Origin of the sequence: Pseudomonas sichuanensis (assembly GCF_003231305.1) — a bacterium.
GTDB lineage: Bacteria > Pseudomonadota > Gammaproteobacteria > Pseudomonadales > Pseudomonadaceae > Aquipseudomonas > Aquipseudomonas sichuanensis.
Genome location: NZ_QKVM01000021.1, coordinates 1 through 19892, shown reverse-complemented (window position 1 = coordinate 19892; position 19892 = coordinate 1). Strand labels below are relative to the sequence as shown.

Below are 19892 nucleotides of genomic sequence, written 5' to 3'. Positions count from 1 at the left end.
TCGCCAGGCGTCACCTACCAACAGATTGGAGTTTGAAGACGATGAGTGTGGAGACTCAAAAAGAAACCCTGGGCTTCCAGACCGAGGTCAAGCAACTGCTGCACCTCATGATTCATTCCCTGTATTCGAACAAGGAAATCTTCCTCCGCGAGCTGATTTCCAACGCCTCCGACGCTGCCGACAAGCTGCGCTTCGAGGCCCTGGCCAAGCCTGATCTGCTCGAGGGCGACGCCGACCTGAAGATCCGCGTGAGCTTCGACAAGGCCGCCAACACCGTGACCCTCGAGGACAACGGTATCGGCATGAGCCGCGAAGACGTCATCGCGCACCTGGGTACCATTGCCAAGTCCGGCACCGCCGACTTCATGAAGAACCTCACCGGTGACCAGAAGAAAGATTCGCACCTGATCGGCCAGTTCGGCGTGGGCTTCTACTCGGCATTCATCGTCGCCGACAAGGTCGACGTGTTCAGCCGCCGCGCCGGCCTGCCGGCCGCCGAAGGCGTGCACTGGTCGTCCAAGGGCGAGGGTGAGTTCGAAGTTGCCACTGTCGACAAGCCGCAGCGCGGCACCCGCATCGTCCTGCACCTGAAAAGCGGTGAAGAAGAGTTCGCCGATGGCTGGCGCCTGCGCAACATCGTCAAGAAGTACTCCGACCATATCGCCTTGCCGATCGAGCTGCCCAAGGAGCAGGCCGAAGCCGCCGAGGGTGAAGAGCAACCGGCGCAGGAATGGGAAACCGTCAACCGCGCCAGCGCCCTGTGGACCCGTTCGCGCACCGAGGTGAAGGACGAGGAATACCAGGAGTTCTACAAGCACATCGGCCATGACTTCGAGAACCCGCTGGCCTGGAGCCACAACAAGGTCGAAGGCAAGCTCGAGTACAGCTCGCTGCTGTACGTACCGGCCCGCGCACCGTTCGACCTGTACCAGCGCGAAGCGCCACGCGGCCTGAAACTGTACGTGCAGCGCGTGTTCATCATGGACCAGGCCGAATCGTTCCTACCGCTGTACCTGCGGTTCATCAAAGGCGTGGTCGATTCCAACGACCTGTCGCTGAACGTCTCCCGCGAGATCCTGCAGAAGGATCCGATCATCGATTCGATGAAGACCGCGCTGACCAAGCGCGTGCTGGACATGCTGGAGAAGCTGGCCAAGAACGAACCCGAGCAGTACAAGGGCTTCTGGAAGAACTTCGGCCAGGTGCTGAAGGAAGGCCCGGCCGAAGACTTCGCCAACAAAGAGAAGATCGCCGGCCTGCTGCGCTTTGCCTCGACCCACGATGACAGTGGCGAGCAGAGCGTCGCCCTGGCTGACTACCTGGCTCGCGCCAAGGAAGGCCAGGACAAGATCTACTTCCTCACCGGCGAGTCCCATGCCCAGGTCAAGAACAGCCCGCACCTGGAGGTCTTCCGCAAGAAAGGCATCGAAGTGCTGCTGCTCACCGACCGTATCGACGAGTGGCTGATGAGCTACCTCAGCGAGTTCGATGGCAAGGCCTTCGTTGATGTCGCCCGTGGCGACCTGGACCTGGGCAAGCTGGACTCCGAAGAGGACAAGAAAGCCCAGGAAGAAGTGGCCAAGGACAAGGAAGGCCTGGTCGAGCGCCTCAAGGGCGCGCTGGGTGACAGCGTTGCCGAAGTGCGCGTTTCGCACCGCCTGACCGACTCGCCGGCAATCCTTGCCATCGGCGAGCAGGACCTGGGCCTGCAGATGCGCCAGATCCTCGAGGCCAGCGGGCAGAAGGTGCCGGATTCCAAGCCGATCTTCGAATTCAACCCAAGCCACCCGCTGATCGAGAAGCTCGATGGCGAGCAGAGCGAAGACCGCTTCGCCGAGCTGTCGCACATCCTGTTCGACCAGGCGGCACTGGCGGCCGGTGACAGCCTGAAGGACCCGGCGGCTTATGTCCGCCGCCTCAACAAGCTGCTGGTCGAGCTGTCGGCCTGAGTTGATGGACAAAAGCCCGCTTCGGCGGGCTTTTTTATTGAGGGTGTTTGCCAGTTCCCTGTGGGAGCGGGTTTACCGGAGTGCCGGACCACCGCGAAGCGTGCGCCGCGGTGCATGGCACCGGCTTTGCCGGTGTTCGCGGTGGTCCGGCACTCCGGTAAACCCGCTCCCACAGGTCTGTGTAGCGTCTAACCTCAAGTTTTTCCGTGAAAGCCCAAGGAGAGCTGAATGAGCAAGGTCATCGTCGAGTCGCTGGTTTATCACCTGTCGGGCAAGACCTATGAGAGCCGCCTGGTCTATGCCCCCGGCGCACTGCCGCAGCCGGGCCTGGTGATGGCGCCGAACTGGATGGGGATTGGCGAAGGTGCCGAGCGCATCGCCAAGGAAGTGGCGGAGCAGGGCTATGTGGTGTTGATCGCCGACCTTTACGGGCAATCGGTGCGACCGTCCAATGCCGATGAGGCCGGGGCGGCGATGATGCCGCTGAAGAACGATCGCGCCGAGCTGCGCAAACGCATGCAGGAAGCCCTGGCGCAGTTGGTGGGCCAGTCCAAGGCCCTGCTGGAGCCGGGCAAGGTGGCTACCTTCGGCTTCTGCTTCGGCGGTTGTTGCGCCTTGGAGCTGGCGCGTACCGGTGCCGACCTGAAGGCGGCCGTGTCGTTCCACGGCACGCTGGATACGCCGAACCCGGCGGATGCCAAGCGCATCAAAGGTGCGGTGCTGGTGCTGCACGGTGCATCCGACCCACTGGTGCCGAAAGAACAGTTGCCGGCCTTCGAAGACGAGATGAATGCCGCCAAGGTCGACTGGCAGTTGCTCAGCTACGGCGGTGCGGTGCACTCGTTCACCGACCCGCATGCCAATGTGCCGGGCAAGATGCAGTACGACCGACGCACGTCGGAGCGGGCATTCCGCGCGATGCATAACCTGCTTGGTGAAGTGTTCCGCGGCTGAATGTGAAAGGGGGCTGCTGCGCAGCCCTTCGCGGGTAAACCCGCTCCCACAGAAGGTCACGCGACCCCTGTGGGAGCGGGTTTACCCGCGATGGGCCGCAAAGCGGCCCCACATCAACGCGGCAATTCGATCCGCCCGCTTTCCCCTGGCACCACCGGCCAATCGCCCGCCGCCCAACGCGCTCGCGCTTGCTCGATCAGCTCCGGGTCACTGGCAACGAAATTCCAGTTCATCCGCCGCGGCCCATCCAGCGCCGCACCCCCGATCAGCACCAGCTGGCAGGCTTCTTCGGCGTATAGAACCATTGCTTCGCCCTCCGGCAGCACGACCAGGCTGCAGGCCTCCACGCGCTCGTCGTTCAGCGACAGTTCACCGTCCAGCACATACAAGGCGCGTTGCTCATGCTCGGCAGGGACTGTCAGCGTCGTGGCCGATTGCATGTGCACGTGGGCATACAGGGTAGGGGAGAGCACCGGCACTGGCGACTCCAGGCAAAAACCATTGCCGGCGATCATGCGGATCTGCACCCCAAGGCTGTCACTGACTGGCAGGCTCGCTGCCGGATGATGGCTGTAGCTCGGCATGCCCTGCTCGTGCTTGCGCGGCGACGCCAGCCAGACTTGCAGCCCGTGCAGTCGTGAACCCTTGGCCCTCAGGTCGGCAGGTGTGCGCTCGACGTGGGCCACGCCGCCTCGCGCCGTCATCCAGCTCACATCCCCTGGCAGCACGCGTTGGTCCGAGCCCAGGCTGTCCTTGTGCTGAATCTCGCCTTCGAACAGGTAGGTAAGGGTCGACAGGCCGATATGCGGGTGCTGGCGGATATCCATACCGGTGCCCGGGGCGTAGTCGGTCTCGAGCATGTGGTCGAAGAACACGAAAGGCCCGACGCTGCGGCACTGGGCCGAGGGCAGCGGGCGCAGGATCGGCTGGCCCTCGACCGATTCGGCGCGGGGGCGGATGACCAAGGGGCTGCTCATGGGGGTACTCCGGAGTGGGCAGGGGAATGCCCCAAGCATAGCGGTTCGCGTGCTGGCGCTGAACCGCCGAAGCGGCCGTTGGGTCTACCCTTTCCATACCCTGCAAAGGAGGCGGCAATGATCGTGCGCATCCTCGCCGGCCTGCTGCTCTACGGGTGCCTGTATCCGTCGGCCCAGGCCCGCGACTATCGTTACAGCGATGCCCACCTGCACTACGTGGACTTCTTCCAGGAAACCGAGGGCATGCCGGCGCTGCTCAAGGCCATGGACAAGGCCGGGGTCGAGCAGTCGATGATCGCCGGTATCCCGGTGGCCAAGAAATGGCACGAGGATGAGCCCAAGCGCCCGCGCTACTATGCGGGCGATGATGCCGACGCCTACTGGTACAGCGCCACCGACCTGTACGTGGCCGCGGCCCTGGAAAAGCTGGCGCCTGCGCAGCGACGGCGTTTCCATCCGTTTCTTACGGGCTTCAACCCGGTGGACAAGAACGCCGTCAGCCACATCGAACGCATACTCGAGCTGTATCCCGGGTTGTGGCAGGGCATCGGCGAAGTGTTCACCCGCCACGATGACCTCACTGCACTGACCAGCGGCGATACGCCGCGGGCCAACAACGAGGCAATGACCCGCATCTACCACCTGGCCGCCGAGCGCGACCTGCCGGTCCTGCTGCATTCCAATATCACGTCCAAGCGCGAGCGCAACCCGCTGTACCTGGCCGAAATCGAGGAGCCCTTGCGTAACCACCCGCACACCCGGTTCATCTGGGCCCATGCGGGCAGCAGCCTGGAAATTCACCGGCACCAGACGCAGATGGACTTTCTGCTGCCGGTACTGACCCGGCTGCTCGAGGATTACCCCAATCTGTACGTCGACCTGTCCTGGAGCGTGCTCGAACCTTACTTGCTGGATAGCGAAGGCGTGCCTCGCCAAGCCTGGCTGCAGCTGGTAGAGCGCTTCCCTGAGCGGTTCATGCTTGGCTCCGACCTGGTGGGGCGCTTCGATAGCCTTGGCGAGCAGCTTCATGGCTTCAAACCGTTTCTCGATGCCTTGCCGGAGGCGGTCGCGAACAAGGTGGCGCGGGACAATTTCCTTGCCGTGCTACCCAAGGTGGCAAAGCAGGACAAGTAGCGTTTTGATATCGCGTTTTTGTCTTACGCAAATTTCTAACCGCCCGATACCTTCTTTAAGCGACGGAACAATACCTTTGGGAGGGATCCTGAAATGAGCCTCAGACGCTTGAATATCGCCCCGCGCGCCGGGATCGGCTTCGGCATCATGGCCTTGCTGGTGGTGGCGCTGGGCAGTTTCGCCCTGCAACAGATGACCAACATGCGCCAACAGGCCGAGCAGGTGGACGACAACTGGCTGCCCAGCATCATCTCGGTGGGCAGCATGACCCAGGACATGCTGCGCATTCGCGCGCTCACCCTGCGCCTGCTGGTCAACACCGACAGCACGGCGCAGCAGCAGAACCGTGCCCGCATCGAGGAGATCAAGGCCGGCCTGAGCAAGGCCCAGCAACGCTATGACGCGCTGATCGTGCTGCCGGAGGAGCGTACCCTGTTCGACCGCTACCTGGGCCTCGAACGCCAGTACATGACCTTGCAGGGCCAGGTGGTGCAGTTGGCCAGCGATGGCCGCATCGAAGCGGCTGCGGCGCTGGTCAATGGCGAGATCAACCAGATCGCCGATCAGATGACGGCCAGCCTCAACGAACTGATCGCGCTGAACACTCACCATGCCGGGCTGGCCACCACCACGGCCGAGTCCGTCTACAGTGCAGCGCGGGTCTGGGTGATGGGGCTGTTGGTGGTGGCCCTGACCTTGACCGTGGTGCTGGCCATGGCCCTGACCCGCAGCATCGTGCGCCCGCTCGGGCAGTCGCTGAAAGTGGCCGAGACGGTCGCCACTGGCGACCTGACGCCGCAGATCGCCGTGCAGGGCGATGACGAGCCGGCCCGCTTGCTGGCGGCGCTCAAAAGCATGCAGCAAAGCCTGCGCGAGACCATCGGGCGGATTTCCGACTCGGCCAGTCAGTTGGCTTCGGCCTCCGAAGAGCTCAGCGCGGTGACCGAGGACGCCACCCGCGGCCTGCAGCAGCAGAGCCAGGAGATCGAGCAGGCGGCCACCGCGGTCAACCAGATGACCGCGGCGGTGGAGGAGGTGGCGAGCAATGCCGTGGCCACCTCTGAGGCTTCTGCTGAATCCGACCGCATCGCCCGCCAGGGCCGCGAACAGGTGCAGGCCACGGTCGCCGCCATTGAGGCGCTGGCCAGTGGCGTGGCCGGCAATGCCGAAGAGGTCGGCCAATTGGCCCAGCAGGTGCACGATATCAGCAAGGTGCTGGAGGTGATCGGTTCGATCGCCGAGCAGACCAACCTGCTGGCGCTCAACGCCGCCATCGAGGCGGCACGGGCCGGCGAGGCCGGGCGCGGGTTTGCCGTGGTGGCCGACGAAGTGCGGGCGTTGGCCCATCGCACCCAGGCTTCGACCCGCGAGATCGAACAGATGATCGTGGCTATCCAGGGGGGTGCCGAACGTGCCGTGCAGGGCATGCAGCAAAGTGATGCGCGGGCCCGCTCGACCCTCGATGGCGCCCATGCCGCCGGTGCGGCGCTGGAAGCGATTGCCGGGGCCATCGGCCAGATCAACGAGCGCAACCTGGTGATCGCCAGTGCGTCGGAGCAGCAGGCCCAGGTGGCGCGGGAGGTGGACCGTAACCTGACCACCATTCGCGACCTGGCGCATCAGTCTTCAGCCGGCGCCGAGCAAACCTCGGCGGCGAGCCAGTCGCTGTCGCGGCTGGCGGTGGACTTGAACACCCTGGTACAGCGGTTTTCGGTCTGAAGGCCACAAACAAAAACGCCCGGACCTTAGGCCCGGGCGTTCTCGTTCAGCAGATCAAGCGATCACTTGCCTTCCCAGCGCTTGAGCACCAGGGTGGCGTTGGTGCCGCCGAAGCCGAAGCTGTTGCTCATCACGGTGGTGAGCTTGGCGTCTTCGGTCTTGCGCACGATCGGCAGGTCGGCAACTTCCGGATCCAGCTCGTCGATGTTGGCCGAGCCGGCGATGAAGTCATTCTCCATCATCAGCAGGCAGTAGATCGCCTCGTGCACGCCTGCGGCGCCCAGCGAGTGGCCGGACAGGCTCTTGGTCGAGCTGATCTTCGGAGCCTTGTCCTTGAACACTTCACGCACGCCCTTCATCTCGGCAACGTCGCCGACCGGGGTGGAGGTGCCGTGGGTGTTCAGGTAGTCGATCGGGGTGTCGACGGTGGACAGCGCCTGCTGCATGCAGCGGATCGCGCCTTCGCCGCTCGGGGCGACCATGTCGTAGCCGTCCGAAGTCGCGCCGTAGCCGACGATTTCGGCGTAGATCTTGGCGCCACGGGCCAGGGCGTGTTCCAGCTCCTCGACCACCACCATGCCGCCACCGCCAGCGATGACGAAGCCATCACGGTCGGCGTCGTAGGCGCGCGAGGCCAGCTCTGGGGTTTCGTTGCGCTTGGTCGACAGGGCGCCCATGGCATCGAACAGGAACGACTGGCTCCAGTGCTCTTCTTCACCGCCACCGGCGAAGACGATGTCCTGCTTGCCCCACTGGATCTGCTCCAGCGCGGTGCCGATGCAGTGTGCCGAGGTGGCGCAGGCCGACGAGATCGAGTAGTTGATGCCCTTGATCTTGAACGGGGTGGCCAGGCACGCCGACACGGTGCTGCCCATGGTGCGGGTGACACGGTATGGGCCAACGCGCTTGACGCCTTTCTCGCGCAGGGTGTCCAGGGCTTCCATCTGGTTCAGCGTGGAAGCGCCGCCGGAACCGGCAACCAGGCCGGTGCGCGGGTTCGACACTTGCTCTTCGGTCAGGCCGGCGTCCTTGATCGCATCCTGCATCGCCAGGTACGCGTAGGCAGCGGCGTGGCCAACGAAGCGATACACCTTGCGGTCGATCAGCTCTTCGAGGTTCAGGTCGATGGAGCCGGAAACCTGGCTACGCAGCCCCATCTCCTTGTATTCCGGGTTGTAACGAATGCCCGGACGGCTGTTGCGCAGGTTTTCGGTGACGGTAGCTTTGTCATTGCCCAGGCACGAAACGATGCCCAGACCAGTGATAACGACGCGGCGCATGCGAATAACCCTTAGAAATTGTCAGTGGAGGTGAACACGCCGACTCGCAGGCCTTCGGCGGTGTAGATCTCGCGACCGTCGACGCTGACCGAGCCATCGGCGATGGCCATGTTCAGCTTGCCCTTCAGGACGCGCTTGATGTGAATGTTGTAGGTGACTTTCTTGGCGGTGGGTAGTACCTGGCCGAAGAACTTCACTTCGCCCGAACCCAGCGCGCGGCCGCGGCCCGGCAGGCCCTGCCAGCCAAGGAAGAAGCCGACCAGCTGCCACATGGCATCGAGGCCCAGGCAGCCTGGCATCACCGGGTCGCCTTCGAAGTGGCAGGCGAAGAACCACAGGTCCGGATTGATATCCAGCTCGGCGACCAATTCACCTTTGCCGAACTTGCCGCCTTCCTCGCTGATATGGGCGATGCGATCGACCATCAGCATGTTCGGGGCGGGCAGTTGCGCATTACCGGGGCCGAACAGCTCACCGCGACTGCAGCGCAGCAGGTCTTCCCGGGTAAAGGCGTTTTGTTTGGTCATGCGAGCTCCTCAATAACCCCCTGCGGCAGGGGATGAATCTTCCCGGCCGGCCCGAAGCGTTGTGCATTCGAGGCGGCAGCCTACAGGTAGACTATTGCGTTGTGGTGAAAGTCACAGCGCACCTGGCAAAAGAAGTACAGGTGTGCACTGAAATGTTATTTTCCGGGCCTGCGAAGGTCCTGTCCAGTCTTTAAGACTGCCGCACTTTAGCATTTATCGCCAGTCGCGGCTGTCCGAGCGGGCAACCAGCGGTGCAGGATGCGCTGCAGCTCGGTGCGTTTGAACGGCTTGCTCAGGTAATCGTTCATGCCGGCGGCCAGGCAGCGCTCGCGGTCGCCCTCCAGCACACTGGCGGTGAGGGCGATGATCGGCAGCCCGTCGCCCTGTGCCAGCTGGCGGATGCGCCGGGTGGCCTCGAAGCCGTCCACCTGCGGCAGGCGGCAGTCCATCAGCACGGCGGCGAAGCGTTGCTGCTGCACCAGGTCGACCGCCTGGGCGCCATCCATCGCCAAGCTGACCTCGAAGCCGAGGCTGCGCAGCATGGCTTCGATGACGCTCTGGTTGACCGGATTGTCCTCCACCAGCAGGACCCGCTCGCCGTTGCCACCCAGCGCACCGGCAGCCGCCGCGCCCACAGGCAGGGCCGCGGGGGCGTTGGCCAGGGCCAGCGGCATCTCCAGGGTGAAGGTCGAGCCCAACCCTTCGCGGCTTTCGCCACGCAACTGGCCGCCCATGCGTTCGGCCAGGGTGCGGGCGATCGACAGGCCCAGCCCGGTACCGCCGTAGCGCCGGGAAATCGAGCTGTCGGCCTGCTGGAAGGCGACGAACATCATTTCCAGGCGGTTGCTGTCGATACCGATGCCCGTGTCGCGCACGGTGCAGGTCAGCCAGATCATCTGCTGATCGAGCACCCGCCAGCTCGCTTCTACCGCCACTTCGCCGCGTTCGGTGAACTTCAGCGCATTGCCGATCAGGTTGAGCAGGACCTGCCGGATGCGGGTCGGGTCGCCGACCACCTGCAACAGCTCCATGCCAGGCGGCAACTGCAGGTGCAGCGCCAGGCCGCGCTGCTGGGCGCTGTGCTGGAACGACTGGACACTGCTGGCGACCAGCTCGCCAAGGTTGAAGTCGATGTGCTCCAGTTGCAGCGTGGTGCGTTCGATCCGCGAGAAATCGAGGATGTCGTTGATCACCTTGAGCAGGTGCCCGGTGGACTCGCTGGCCACTGCGGCGTATTCGGCCTGCTCGTTGGTCAAGCGGGTGGTCTCCAGCAGCTGCAGCATGCCCAGGACACCGTTCATGGGGGTGCGCAGTTCATGGCTCATCATGGCCAGGAAGTCCGACTTGGCACGGTTGGCCTGCTCGGCCTCTTCGCGGGCCTGGATCAACTGGCTCATGGCCTGCTGCTGTTCATGGGCGGCCTGGTCCAGGGCGCTGGCCAGGTTGTTGATGTGCCGCGCCAGGTGGCCCAGTTCGCTGTCATCGACCACCGGCAACGGGGCATTGAAATCACCTTGCTGGATGGCCTTGACCGCATGGCCCATGTCGCTGATCGGCTTGGACAGGCTCATGGCCAGGCGCCGGGCCAGCAGGAAGGTGAACAGCAGCGCGAACAGGGCGAGGATGCCGGCCTTGATCACGATCTCCTGCTGGCGCTGGCTGAAGGCGTCGTCGGACATGCCCACGATCACCCGTCCCAGGTAGTCGTCGCCGATGCTCGGCAACTGCGGCTTGCCCTGCAGGAAGTCGTTGTCCAGGCGGATCTGCTGCAGGCGGATCGGCGCCTGGAACACTTCCACCCGTTGCGCCCGGCTGAGGCTTTCGTCCGGTTGTTCGACGTACACCAGGATGTGGTTGCGGCTGTCCTGCACCTCGAGGAAGCGCACGTGAGGGATGCTCAGGGTCGCGCGCATCAGGCTGTCGAGCACTTCATTGTTGCCGGAGATCACGCCGTACTCGGAGGCTGGCGCTAGCTGGTTGGCGATCAATTGGCCGGTGTGGTTGAGCTCCTGGCGCAAGTCCTGGATACGCACGAAGGTGAAGAAACTGATCAGCAGCAAGGTCAGCAGCAGGGCAGGGCCGAGGCTGATGATCTGCGTGCGGGTGTGGATGTCCCAGCTCAGGCGTTTGCTCATGGGGTGGGTTCTCCTGCCGCCAACGCCAGTGCGGCGGCGTCCTGATCGATGGCTTCCAGGCCCAGGGCGCGCGCCACCTGCTGGTTGCCACTGACGGCGAAATGCGTGGGGTAAAGGCTGCGTGGCCAGCGTGACGGGGGTTGCTCGAGCAGGTGGTCGAGCACTGCCAGCCAGTCGTCCTGGTCGCTGTAGGTGCTGGCCAGGGCACCGGCACGGACGAAACCGACGTTCGGCCCGATCAGCGCCATCTGCCGGCCGTAACTGCTGAGCAGCACGTTCTTGGCCGATTTGGAGTTGTACAGCTCGGGGTCGTCGAGCCCCAGCAGCACATCGCTGTTGGCCAGCAGGTTCTGCAGCGGGCGGCTGTCGCGCAAATCGGGCCAGCCCTCTGCGACGATCTCCAGCCCCATGGGCTGGGCGGCCTGGCGCAGCTCATCGAGCAGGAAGCGGCTGTGCTCACCGTACAGCACGCCGATGCGCCGCGCCTGCGGCAACAGGTAGCGGGCCAGGCGCAATTGCCGGGCCAGCGGCGGGTCACTCCACAGCAGGCTGAGGAACGCCGGCCGCGACTTTCCCAGGCGTTGCTCGGCCTGCACCCGGCTGACCCTCAGGGCCAGCGCCGGCGGGCCTGCGGTTTCGCCCAGGCGCCACTCCAGCGCCGGGCCGTCCAGCAGCACCAGGCGCGTATCGCTTTTCAGCTGTTCCGGGCGCGGCAGTTCGCTCACGGTCTGGAAATGCACATGATCGTGCGGACGGCGCTGCGCCAGGGCGGCGACGAAGCTGCGGATGCCCGGCTGGTCGTCGGCACCCACCAGCAGGATTTCGCTGGCCGACAGCGAACCCAGTGGCAGGATGCACAGCAGCAGCAAGCGCAGCAGCACGACCATCAGAACGCCAGCTCCGCGCTCACGCTCAGGCGGTGACGGCTGTCGTAGCGGTTCTGGATGGCAGTGGTCGGCTCGTCATCCAGGCGCTGCTGCCACAGGGCCGCCAGCTCCAGGTCGCTGCCCTGCACCTTGAAGCGTTTGGCCACGCGCAGGTCGACGCGCTCGTAGCGGTACTGGTTGAGCGCATCGTCACCGTAATAGAAGAGGGCGCTGGACCAGCCCAGGCCCCACTCGCGCAGCCAGCCGGCCGAGCCGCTGTTGCGGGCGCTCAGGCGCCGGTCGGCGGGGTTGCTGGCCCAGGCGTCGACATAGGCGTAAGTGATGCGCAGGCGGTCGCGCTGGGTGGCGCGCCAGTCGAACTGCGCCTCGCTGCCGGTGAAGCGCGCCTTGTTGGCGTTGCTGGCGATGTACTGGTTGTTCTTCAGGGGCTCGCTGATCATCCCGGTGATCTCGTCGTAGAACAGCTTCACGTCCATGCTCAGGTCGATGTCGCTGAAGTAGCCGTTGTAGCCCAGCTCGCGCGAGCGCATGCGCTCCTGGTCGAGGTTGCCCGGGCCGCGGATCTTGACGAAGTACTCGCCGTCCTGCAGGCCGTACAGGTTGGGGGACAGGCCCTTGACCGTGTAGCTCCAGTTGACGTTGTTCTCGAACATGTCGGGTGAGCGCACCGCTTCGGAGTACACCGCTCGCAAGCCGTGGCGTGGGGTGATCAGGTAGTTCACCGCCACGCGCGGGGTCAACGAGTTGCCGGACAGCTGGGTATTCTCGTACATCGCCCCGCCCTGGACGACCCAGTGTTCGTCGGCGCGCCACTCCAGCTGGCCGAACAGGCGCCAGGTCTGGTCGTCGAGGCTGCCGTTGAAGTAGGTCTGCGAGTCTGCGCGGTCGTAGCGGTAGTTCATGCCCGTGACCAGGCGCAGGCTCTCGTTCAGGCTCAAGGTGTCCTGGATCTCCAGGTCGTAGCGCGTTTCGCGGGTGCTCTGGTCGACATCGCCGCACACCGTGTTGCGCCCGCCGGCATTCCATTGATCCTGCACTTGCTGCCTGAGCGAGGCGAGCAGAGGGTCGCTGGTGGTCGGCAGGTTGCCGGTGAAGAGATTGCGTGCAACACCCTCGGCAAAGTTCGGATTCAGTTGCCACAGCCGGGTCAGCTCCGGGCTGAAGGCAATGGAGGCGTCGCAGGCGCGCCAGACCTGCTGACGGTCGAAGTGCTGCGCCGAACCCTGCACGTACAGGCTGTGGTCGGGGTTGAAGTCGATGTTCCAGCGCAACGAACCGGCATAGTCCTTGGCGTTGACGTCGGCATCGTTGCCCGCGGCGTATCTGCCGAATACTGGCTGGTAGGTATAGGGCCGCTGGTTGCTGCCCTCCTTGGCCGCCAGTTGCCATTCCAGGGTCTGGTCCGGCGCCAGGCTGTGGCTGGCATTGATATTGATGCGGTTGAGCCGGCGGCTGTCGCGGTAGTCCTGGCCGAACTGGTCCTTGTCGAAGCCGTCGTCCTGCTGGCCCGACAGCGACAGGCGCAGGTCGCCGCCGTCCCAGCCGATACCTTGGCTGGCGTAATAGTCGTTGATGCCGTCCTGGCCACGGGTCAGCTTCACCCGCGTGCCGTGGCTGTCGGCGGGGTTGCGGGTGAGGATGTTGACCACCGCCATCAGCGCGTTGGCACCATAGCTGACGGTGTTGGGGCCACGGAACACTTCGATTCGCTCGATATCCTCGATGGCCACCGGGATGTCACTCCAGTCCACCGTGGCCAGGCCCGCGCGGTACACCGAACGGCCGTCGATCAGCACCTGCATGCGCCGGGCATCGTTGACGTTGCTGCCGTGGTAGTTGACCGTTGGCTGGTTGCCGGCGCCATAGCCGATCATCATGCCCGGCACCAGGCGCAGCAGCTCGGGGATGTCCCGGGCGCCGCTGGCGTGGATCAGCTCGCTGTCGAGCACGGTCATGCTGCCCGGCACCGCGGCCGGGGATTGTTTCAGGCGTGTGGCGGTCAGAACCTGGGGCAGGTCCTGGGCGTCGGTGAACAGATCATCGGCCATGGCCGGGCCGCCGAGCAGGGCGGTCAGTATCAGCAGGCGCGGGTAAGGGGGCGTGCCAGGGAACACGGTACGGCCTTGTTTCAGAAATGAATCAGGCATGTTAACTGACCGTGTGGCTTTTGCCAGTGATCTGCTGTTGGCAAGTTGCCGCATGCCAGGCTACTGAACCGCGAGAGCGGGCTTGCTCGGCGATGCGCCACTGGTTCTGTCGCATGCGGGCCGTATAATGCGCCAGTCGCCACTTATTTTATGGGTTAACGGATTGGATATGACTGAACAGCAACCTGTTGCAGTTCTTGGCGGCGGCAGCTTCGGCACCGCCGTGGCAAACCTGCTGGCGGAAAACGGCCACCCGGTGCGCCAATGGATGCGCGACCCGGCGCAGGCCGAGGCGATGCGCCTCAACCGCGAGAATCCGCGTTACCTCAAGGGCATTCGCCTGCATGACGGCGTCGAGCCGGTCAACGACCTGCTCGCCACCTTGCAGGCCAGCGACCTGATCTTCGTCGCGCTGCCGTCGAGCGCCCTGCGCAGCGTGTTGGCGCCCCACGCAGAGCTGCTGCGTGGCAAAGGCCTGGTCAGCCTGACCAAGGGCATCGAGGCACAGAGCTTCAAGCTGATGAGCCAGATCCTCGAAGAGATCGCGCCCCAGGCGCGCATCGGCGTGCTGTCGGGGCCGAACCTTGCCCGCGAGATCGCCGAGCATGCGCTGACCGCCACCGTGGTCGCCAGCGAAGATGAAGCCCTGTGCCAGCAGGTGCAGGCCGTGCTGCACGGCCGCACCTTCCGCGTCTATGCCAGCAGCGATCGTTTCGGCGTCGAGCTGGGCGGCGCCCTGAAGAACGTCTACGCAATCATCGCCGGCATGGCGGTGGCACTGGGCATGGGCGAGAACACCAAGAGCATGCTGATCACACGCGCCCTGGCCGAGATGACGCGCTTCGCCGTGAGCCAGGGTGCCAACCCCATGACCTTCCTTGGCCTGGCCGGGGTAGGCGACCTGATCGTCACCTGCTCCTCGCCCAAGAGCCGCAACTACCAGGTCGGCCATGCCCTGGGCCAGGGCCTGACCCTGGAGCAGGCCGTCAGCCGCCTGGGCGAGGTGGCCGAAGGGGTCAACACCATCAAGGTGCTCAAGGCCAAGGCCCAGGAGGTGCAGGTGTACATGCCCCTGGTGGCCGGCCTGCATGCGATCCTGTTCGAAGGCCGCACGCTCAACCAGGTGATCGAGCACCTGATGCGCGCCGAGCCCAAGACCGACATCGATTTCATTTCCACCAGCGGTTTCAACTGAACGAAGGAGCGACACATGAACGATACCCCGCAAAGCGCCGCGCGCGAGTCGATCATCCTGCGGGTGCTGTGGATGCTGGTGTTCCTGGTGGTCTGGCAGCTCGCCGAGCTGTTGCTGGGCGGCCTGGTCCTGGTGCAACTGATCTACCGGCTGATCTACGGCGCGCCCAGCGCCAGCCTGATGAATTTTGGCGACAGCCTCAGCCAGTACCTGGCACAGATCGGCCGTTTCGGCAGCTTCCACAGCGACCAGAAACCCTGGCCGTTCGCCGACTGGCCCACGCCCCGCGCCCCTGAAGGCGAGGCAGCCCACGCCGTGGCCCCGGCGCCGCACCCGGTGCGTGACGAGGAGCCCAAGCTGTGAAGCTGTGGGTGCTGCGCCACGGCGAGGCGGAGCCGCGCGCCAACACCGACGCCGAACGGCGCCTGACCGCCCACGGCCGCGAGCAGGTGCTGCGCAGTGCCGCGCACCTGCTGGGCCAGCCGCTGCAGGCGATCATCGCCAGCCCTTACGTGCGCGCGCAGCAAACCGCAGCGCTGGTGCACGATGCCCTGGGCTTCGCTGAGCCGGTGCGCAGCGTGCCCTGGCTGACCCCCGAGAGCAATGTGCAGCAGGTGATCGGCGAGCTCGAGCGCCTGGGGCTGGAGCATGTGCTGCTGGTCAGCCACCAGCCGCTGGTGGGTTCGCTGGTGGGCATGCTGGAGCATGGCCATGCGCAGCAACCGGCACCCTTGAGCACCGCCAGCCTGGCCATGCTGGACGGCGACTGGCCGCTGGCCGGGTTGATGACACTGCGTGGCCTTCATCATTCGGGGTAACTCAGGCAACTGGCATTTTTGCCAGTTGTCCTCTCGCTCGGCCAATTGTTAGCGTCAGCGCCAGGAAGTGAACATTGGCGGGTCGAGGGAGTGATTCATGAATAGCCACTGGTTGGCGTTGATGGGGTCGGCCGACATGGAGCCGACACTGAAAAAACTGCAAGGTGACGCTGTCCTGGACTTTGCCGAATACAGCCTTTTGCGCGAGTCGGCGCAGGTCAAGTTCAACCACTTGCTGAGCTCGCTGCGGACAAACCCGGGCCTGTTGCACAAAGAACGCACCGACAGCGTGCAGAAACTCCAGGAAGTGGAGGCGCTGAGCCTCCAGCTGGCCGCGCTGATACAGTCCAGCTGCCTGTACCTGCGCAGAAGCGGGTTGGAAAAAGCCGACCGGCGCCTGGCTCGCCAGGCACTGGAATGCCAGCTGGCCTACCTGCAGGCCTGCCTGCGCCGCTCCATGGACAGTTTCGACACCTTCTGAATGACCTGATCGCCCTTGGCGATGACCTTTCCGGACGTTGCCGCCACCCACCGGCTTGCCGACAATGGGCCATCCTTCCCCGTGCAGAGCAGGCGGCCATGTCGCAGCAGATCTTCTTCGCCCACGCCAATGGCTTCCCCTCGGCCACCTACGGCAAGCTGTTCGCCGCCCTGGCGCCGGATTACCAGGTGCGCCACCTGGCCCAGCATGCCCACGACCCGCGCTTCCCGGTGAACGACAACTGGCAAAGCCTGGTGGACGAGCTGCTGCATCACCTCGAACAGCAGGACGCCCCGGTGTGGGGTGTCGGCCATTCGCTGGGCGGTGTGCTGCACCTGCATGCGGCGCTGCGCTGCCCGGAACTCTACCGTGGCGTGGTGATGCTCGACTCGCCGGTGCTGACCCGGGTCGATGAATGGCTGATCCAGGCGGCCAAGCGCCTGGGCTTCATCGACCGCATCACCCCGGCCGGGCGCACCCTGGGCCGGCGTGAGGCATTCACCGACCGCGACAGCGCGCGCCGTTACTTCGCCGGCAAGACCCTGTTCCGCCACTTCGACCCGGAATGCCTGGAGGCCTATCTGGAACATGGCCTGGAGCGCGCGCAAGACGGGCTGCGCCTGCGTTTCGACCCGGCCACCGAGATCAGCATCTACCGCAGCATCCCGCATGCCAGCCCGGTGCCGCCGCGCCAGTTGCAGGTGCCGCTGGCCGTGGTGCGGGGCGCCCAGAGCCGGGTGATCCGCCGGCACCATGCGCTGGGCGTGCGGGGCATGGCCAGGGGCGAATATCACAGCCTGCCGGGCGGGCACATGTTCCCGCTGGAGCGCCCCCTCGACACCGCCAGCCTGATCAAAGACCTGTTCGACCGTTGGGGCCAGGCATGAGCGCCCAGGTCGAAGAAGTTCGCCTGGCCCTGGGCCATATCGAACTGGCCGCCCACCTGTTCGGCCCCGACGATGGGGTGCCGGTGATCGCCTTGCACGGCTGGCTGGACAACGCCAACAGCTTCGCCCGCCTGGCGCCCCAGCTAAAAGGGCTGCGCATCGTCGCCCTCGACCTGGCCGGGCACGGCTATTCGCAGCACCGCCCGGTCGGGGCGGGTTACGCCCTGGCCGATTACGCCCACGACGTGCTGCGGGTCGCCGAGCAACTGGGCTGGCAGCGCTTCGGCCTGCTCGGCCATTCGCTCGGGGCGATCATCGCGGTGCAGCTGGCCGGGGCCTTGCCCGAGCGGGTCAGCCACCTCGCGCTGATCGACGGGGTGATCCCGCCCACCGTGACCGAACAGGATGCCGCCGAGCGCCTGGGGATGGCCCTGCAGGCCCAGCTGCGCCTGGACGGCAAGCGCAAGACGGTCTATTCGACGCTGGAGGAGGGGGTCGAGGCGCGCATGAAAGGCATGGTCGCCGTCACCCGTGAAGCAGCCGAGCTGCTGGCCCAGCGCGGCCTGATGCCGGTGCCCGGCGGTTACAGCTGGCGCAGCGACAGCCGCCTCACGTTGCCTTCACCCACGCGGCTGAACCAGGCCCAGGCCATGGCCTTCGTCAAACGCGTGGCCTGCCCGGCCTGCCTGGTGGTGGCGGCCGACGGCATGCTGGCGCGCCACACGGAGCTGCTGGAGCAGCTACCCTTCGAGCAGATCACGCTGCCGGGTGGCCATCACCTGCACTTGAACGATGAGCAGGGTGCGGCCCTTGTTGCAGACTGTTTCAATCGCTTCTTTGGCATTCCTTGACTTGCACCGGGCAAGTGTCGAGGCTTGGCGGGTTGAAAGGGAGACAACCATGTACATGCCAGACACTCACGTATTCCAAACCCGCGGCCACGAGGGCTGCCGATGAGCGTACCCGTTTACGCCCGCAGTGCCATCGCTGCCTGCCTCGCCTTCGCCAGCCCCTGGCTGTGGGCCGGTGAGCTGCCCGTTCCGGTTGACGCCAAAGTGGTCGATCAACGCCCCGCCGTGGAGCAGGAGCGGGTCTACCCGATGGGGCCGCTGCGCAAGATCAGCGGTCGCCTGCGGGTCGATGACAAGGTCGAAAGCCGTGGCCAGGTCAGCTCGGTCACCTACGAACTGCCAGTCGAGCGCAGCGCCCGTGAGGCGTTCACCAGTGCCCGCGAAACCTTGCAGAAAGACGGTGGCTACCCCTTGTTCTGGTGCCAGGGCCGTGACTGCGGCGAAGCCAGCCTGTGGGCCAACGACGTGTTCGCCAACGCCCGGCTCAATGGTGGGGACGAGCAGCAGGCGTTCATCTTGCTGCGCCGTTCCGCCGAAGAGGCTGACACCTTGGTGGCGCTGTACAGCGTCACCCGTGGCAACCGCCGCGCTTATCTGCATGTGGAGGAGTTTGTAGCCGAGAGCGCCTTGGGCGACATCCTGCCCACCGCCGCCACGGTGCTGCGCGAACTGCGCGACACGGGCAAGCTCGACTACCCCGACCTCGCCGAGCCCCAGGCCAACTGGGCCACGCTGCTGGCCCGCAGTCTCAACCTCGACAGCACCCTGCGCGCCAGCCTCAGCGGCAAGGGCGCCGAAGCCTGGCGCGAGCAACTGGTCAAGGCCGGCGTGCGCAGCGCCCGGCTCGAAGTGGGCGACGCGCCCACCGATGGCCTGCACCTGGAGTTGATCCGTTGAGCGAGCGCCCCATGCCCAACACCGACCGCCTGCTGGTGCAGATCCTGCTGTTGGCGCTGCTCGGTGCCGCGCTGTGGGTCATGGCACCGTTCATCTCGGCATTGCTGTGGGGCGCCATCCTGGCCTTCGCCAGCTGGCCGTTGATGCGTTTGCTCACGCGTGTGCTGGGCGGGCGGGAAACCCTGGCCGCCAGCCTGCTGACCTCGGCCTGGATCCTGATCGTGGCCTTGCCGCTGGTGTGGCTGGGCTTCAATCTGGCCGACCATATCCGCGATGCCACCGCCTTTGTGCGCGACGTGCAGGTCGAAGGCCTGCCCGATGCGCCCGCCTGGGTGGCGGGGATTCCGCTCGTGGGGCCGCGCCTGGTCGGCTGGTGGGAGTCGTTCGACCAGCAAGGTGCGGCGCTGCTGGCCTCGGCCAAACCTTACCTCGGCCAGGTCGGCAACTGGTTGCTGGCGCGCAGCGCGCAGATCGGCAGCGGGGTGCTGGAGCTGACCCTGAGCCTGGTGTTCGTGTTCTTCTTCTACCGCGACGGGCCGCGCCTGGCGGCGTTCGTGCACCGCCTGCTGCAACGGCTGGTGGGCGAGCGCGCCGAGTACTACGTCGAACTGGTGGCCGGTACCGTGCAACGGGTGGTCAACGGGGTGATCGGCACCGCTGCGGCGCAAGCCCTGCTGGCACTGATCGGCTTCCTGATTGCCGGCGTGCCGGGGGCGGTGGTGCTGAGCCTGGTGACCTTCATGCTCAGCCTGATCCCCATGGGCCCGCCGCTGGCGTGGATCCCCGCCACCGCCTGGCTGGTGTCGAAGGGCGATTACGGCATGGCGGTGTTCCTCGGCGTGTGGGGTACCTTCGTCATCAGTGGCGTGGACAACGTGCTCAAACCCTACCTGATCAGCCGCGGCGGCAACCTGCCATTGGTGATCGTGCTGCTCGGGGTGTTCGGCGGTTTGCTCGCCTTTGGCTTTATCGGCTTGTTCATCGGGCCGACGCTGTTGGCGGTGGGCTACAGCCTGCTGCTGGACTGGAGCCGCCACTCGGCGCAGACCTGACG

18 protein-coding genes and 1 pseudogene are annotated in these 19892 nt (G+C 65.3%); 13 read left to right on the top strand and 6 right to left on the bottom strand.

The genetic code is table 11. The annotated features are described in order from the left end of the window. Positions 1–41: 41 nt before the first annotated feature. Complete coding sequence (gene htpG / locus DM373_RS13060; protein ID WP_110993983.1) at positions 42–1949, top strand: molecular chaperone HtpG; 1908 nt, start codon at positions 42–44, stop codon at positions 1947–1949. A 228-nt stretch (positions 1950–2177) separates the two neighbouring features. Beyond that, a complete protein-coding gene (locus tag DM373_RS13055; RefSeq protein WP_110993982.1) occupies positions 2178–2903 on the top strand; it encodes a dienelactone hydrolase family protein in 726 nt (241 codons plus the stop codon). Between the two features lie 113 nt (positions 2904–3016). Here the strand turns inward: DM373_RS13055 and DM373_RS13050 are convergent, their stop codons facing one another. Next, positions 3017–3880 carry a pirin family protein gene (locus tag DM373_RS13050; RefSeq protein ID WP_110993981.1) on the bottom strand — a complete coding sequence of 288 codons (864 nt, stop codon included), beginning with the start codon at positions 3878–3880 and terminating at the stop codon, positions 3017–3019. A 117-nt stretch (positions 3881–3997) separates the two neighbouring features. Here DM373_RS13050 and DM373_RS13045 point away from each other — a divergent pair, with 117 nt between their 5' ends. The 3 genes and pseudogenes from DM373_RS13045 (at position 3998) to DM373_RS29645 (ending at position 6733) form a co-directional block, all read left to right on the top strand. Continuing rightward, entirely contained in the window at positions 3998–5014 is a 1017-nt protein-coding gene (locus DM373_RS13045) for an amidohydrolase family protein (RefSeq protein WP_110993980.1), read from the top strand. A 93-nt stretch (positions 5015–5107) separates the two neighbouring features. Continuing rightward, positions 5108–5878: pseudogene (locus tag DM373_RS29650) on the top strand (MCP four helix bundle domain-containing protein); the annotation flags it as partial. Continuing rightward, positions 5870–6733, top strand: coding sequence for a methyl-accepting chemotaxis protein (locus DM373_RS29645; RefSeq protein WP_425272580.1), 864 nt, complete (start codon positions 5870–5872; stop codon positions 6731–6733). The pseudogene DM373_RS29650 and the gene DM373_RS29645, both read left to right, overlap by 9 nt. Positions 6734–6795: 62 nt before the next feature. On the opposite strand, the gene fabB is transcribed toward DM373_RS29645, so the two are convergent. The 5 genes from fabB to DM373_RS13015 all read right to left on the bottom strand — a co-directional run bounded on the left by fabB (position 6796) and on the right by DM373_RS13015 (position 13709). Then, on the bottom strand, positions 6796–8013 hold the full coding sequence (fabB, locus tag DM373_RS13035; RefSeq protein WP_110993978.1) for a beta-ketoacyl-ACP synthase I: 1218 nt from the start codon (positions 8011–8013) through the stop codon (positions 6796–6798). 11 nt (positions 8014–8024) lie between these two features. Then, on the bottom strand, positions 8025–8540 hold the full coding sequence (gene fabA, locus DM373_RS13030) for a 3-hydroxyacyl-[acyl-carrier-protein] dehydratase FabA (protein ID WP_110993977.1): 516 nt from the start codon (positions 8538–8540) through the stop codon (positions 8025–8027). Positions 8541–8746: 206 nt separating this feature from the next. After that, on the bottom strand, positions 8747–10675 hold the full coding sequence (locus DM373_RS13025) for a response regulator (RefSeq protein WP_110993976.1): 1929 nt from the start codon (positions 10673–10675) through the stop codon (positions 8747–8749). Further along, positions 10672–11562: an ABC transporter substrate-binding protein gene (locus tag DM373_RS13020; protein WP_110993975.1), complete on the bottom strand. Its 891-nt coding sequence runs from the start codon at positions 11560–11562 to the stop codon at positions 10672–10674. Before DM373_RS13020 ends, DM373_RS13025 begins: the two co-directional genes overlap by 4 nt. After that, positions 11562–13709, bottom strand: a complete 2148-nt coding sequence (locus DM373_RS13015) for a TonB-dependent receptor plug domain-containing protein (protein WP_208642798.1) — start codon at positions 13707–13709, stop codon at positions 11562–11564. Before DM373_RS13015 ends, DM373_RS13020 begins: the two co-directional genes overlap by 1 nt. Positions 13710–13878: 169 nt before the next feature. Between DM373_RS13015 and DM373_RS13010 the strand changes: the two genes are divergently transcribed. From DM373_RS13010 to DM373_RS12975, 8 genes are all read left to right on the top strand, one after another. Next, complete coding sequence (locus DM373_RS13010; RefSeq protein ID WP_110993973.1) at positions 13879–14904, top strand: NAD(P)H-dependent glycerol-3-phosphate dehydrogenase; 1026 nt, start codon at positions 13879–13881, stop codon at positions 14902–14904. Between the two features lie 15 nt (positions 14905–14919). Next, on the top strand, positions 14920–15267 hold the full coding sequence (locus DM373_RS13005; protein ID WP_110993972.1) for a DUF4389 domain-containing protein: 348 nt from the start codon (positions 14920–14922) through the stop codon (positions 15265–15267). After that, positions 15264–15722 carry a phosphohistidine phosphatase SixA gene (gene sixA / locus DM373_RS13000; RefSeq protein WP_110993971.1) on the top strand — a complete coding sequence of 153 codons (459 nt, stop codon included), beginning with the start codon at positions 15264–15266 and terminating at the stop codon, positions 15720–15722. Before DM373_RS13005 ends, sixA begins: the two co-directional genes overlap by 4 nt. A gap of 97 nt (positions 15723–15819) precedes the next feature. Next, positions 15820–16203: a hypothetical protein gene (locus tag DM373_RS12995; RefSeq protein WP_110993970.1), complete on the top strand. Its 384-nt coding sequence runs from the start codon at positions 15820–15822 to the stop codon at positions 16201–16203. A gap of 98 nt (positions 16204–16301) precedes the next feature. Beyond that, positions 16302–17090 carry an alpha/beta fold hydrolase gene (locus tag DM373_RS12990; protein ID WP_110993969.1) on the top strand — a complete coding sequence of 263 codons (789 nt, stop codon included), beginning with the start codon at positions 16302–16304 and terminating at the stop codon, positions 17088–17090. Next, the gene (locus DM373_RS12985) at positions 17087–17941 is read left to right on the top strand and encodes an alpha/beta hydrolase (protein ID WP_110993968.1); all 855 of its coding nucleotides are present in this window, start codon (positions 17087–17089) and stop codon (positions 17939–17941) included. Before DM373_RS12990 ends, DM373_RS12985 begins: the two co-directional genes overlap by 4 nt. 102 nt (positions 17942–18043) lie before the next feature. After that, positions 18044–18838, top strand: a complete 795-nt coding sequence (locus DM373_RS12980) for a DUF4892 domain-containing protein (RefSeq protein ID WP_110993967.1) — start codon at positions 18044–18046, stop codon at positions 18836–18838. A gap of 11 nt (positions 18839–18849) precedes the next feature. Next, complete coding sequence (locus DM373_RS12975) at positions 18850–19890, top strand: AI-2E family transporter (RefSeq protein WP_110994040.1); 1041 nt, start codon at positions 18850–18852, stop codon at positions 19888–19890. Positions 19891–19892: the final 2 nt, after the last annotated feature.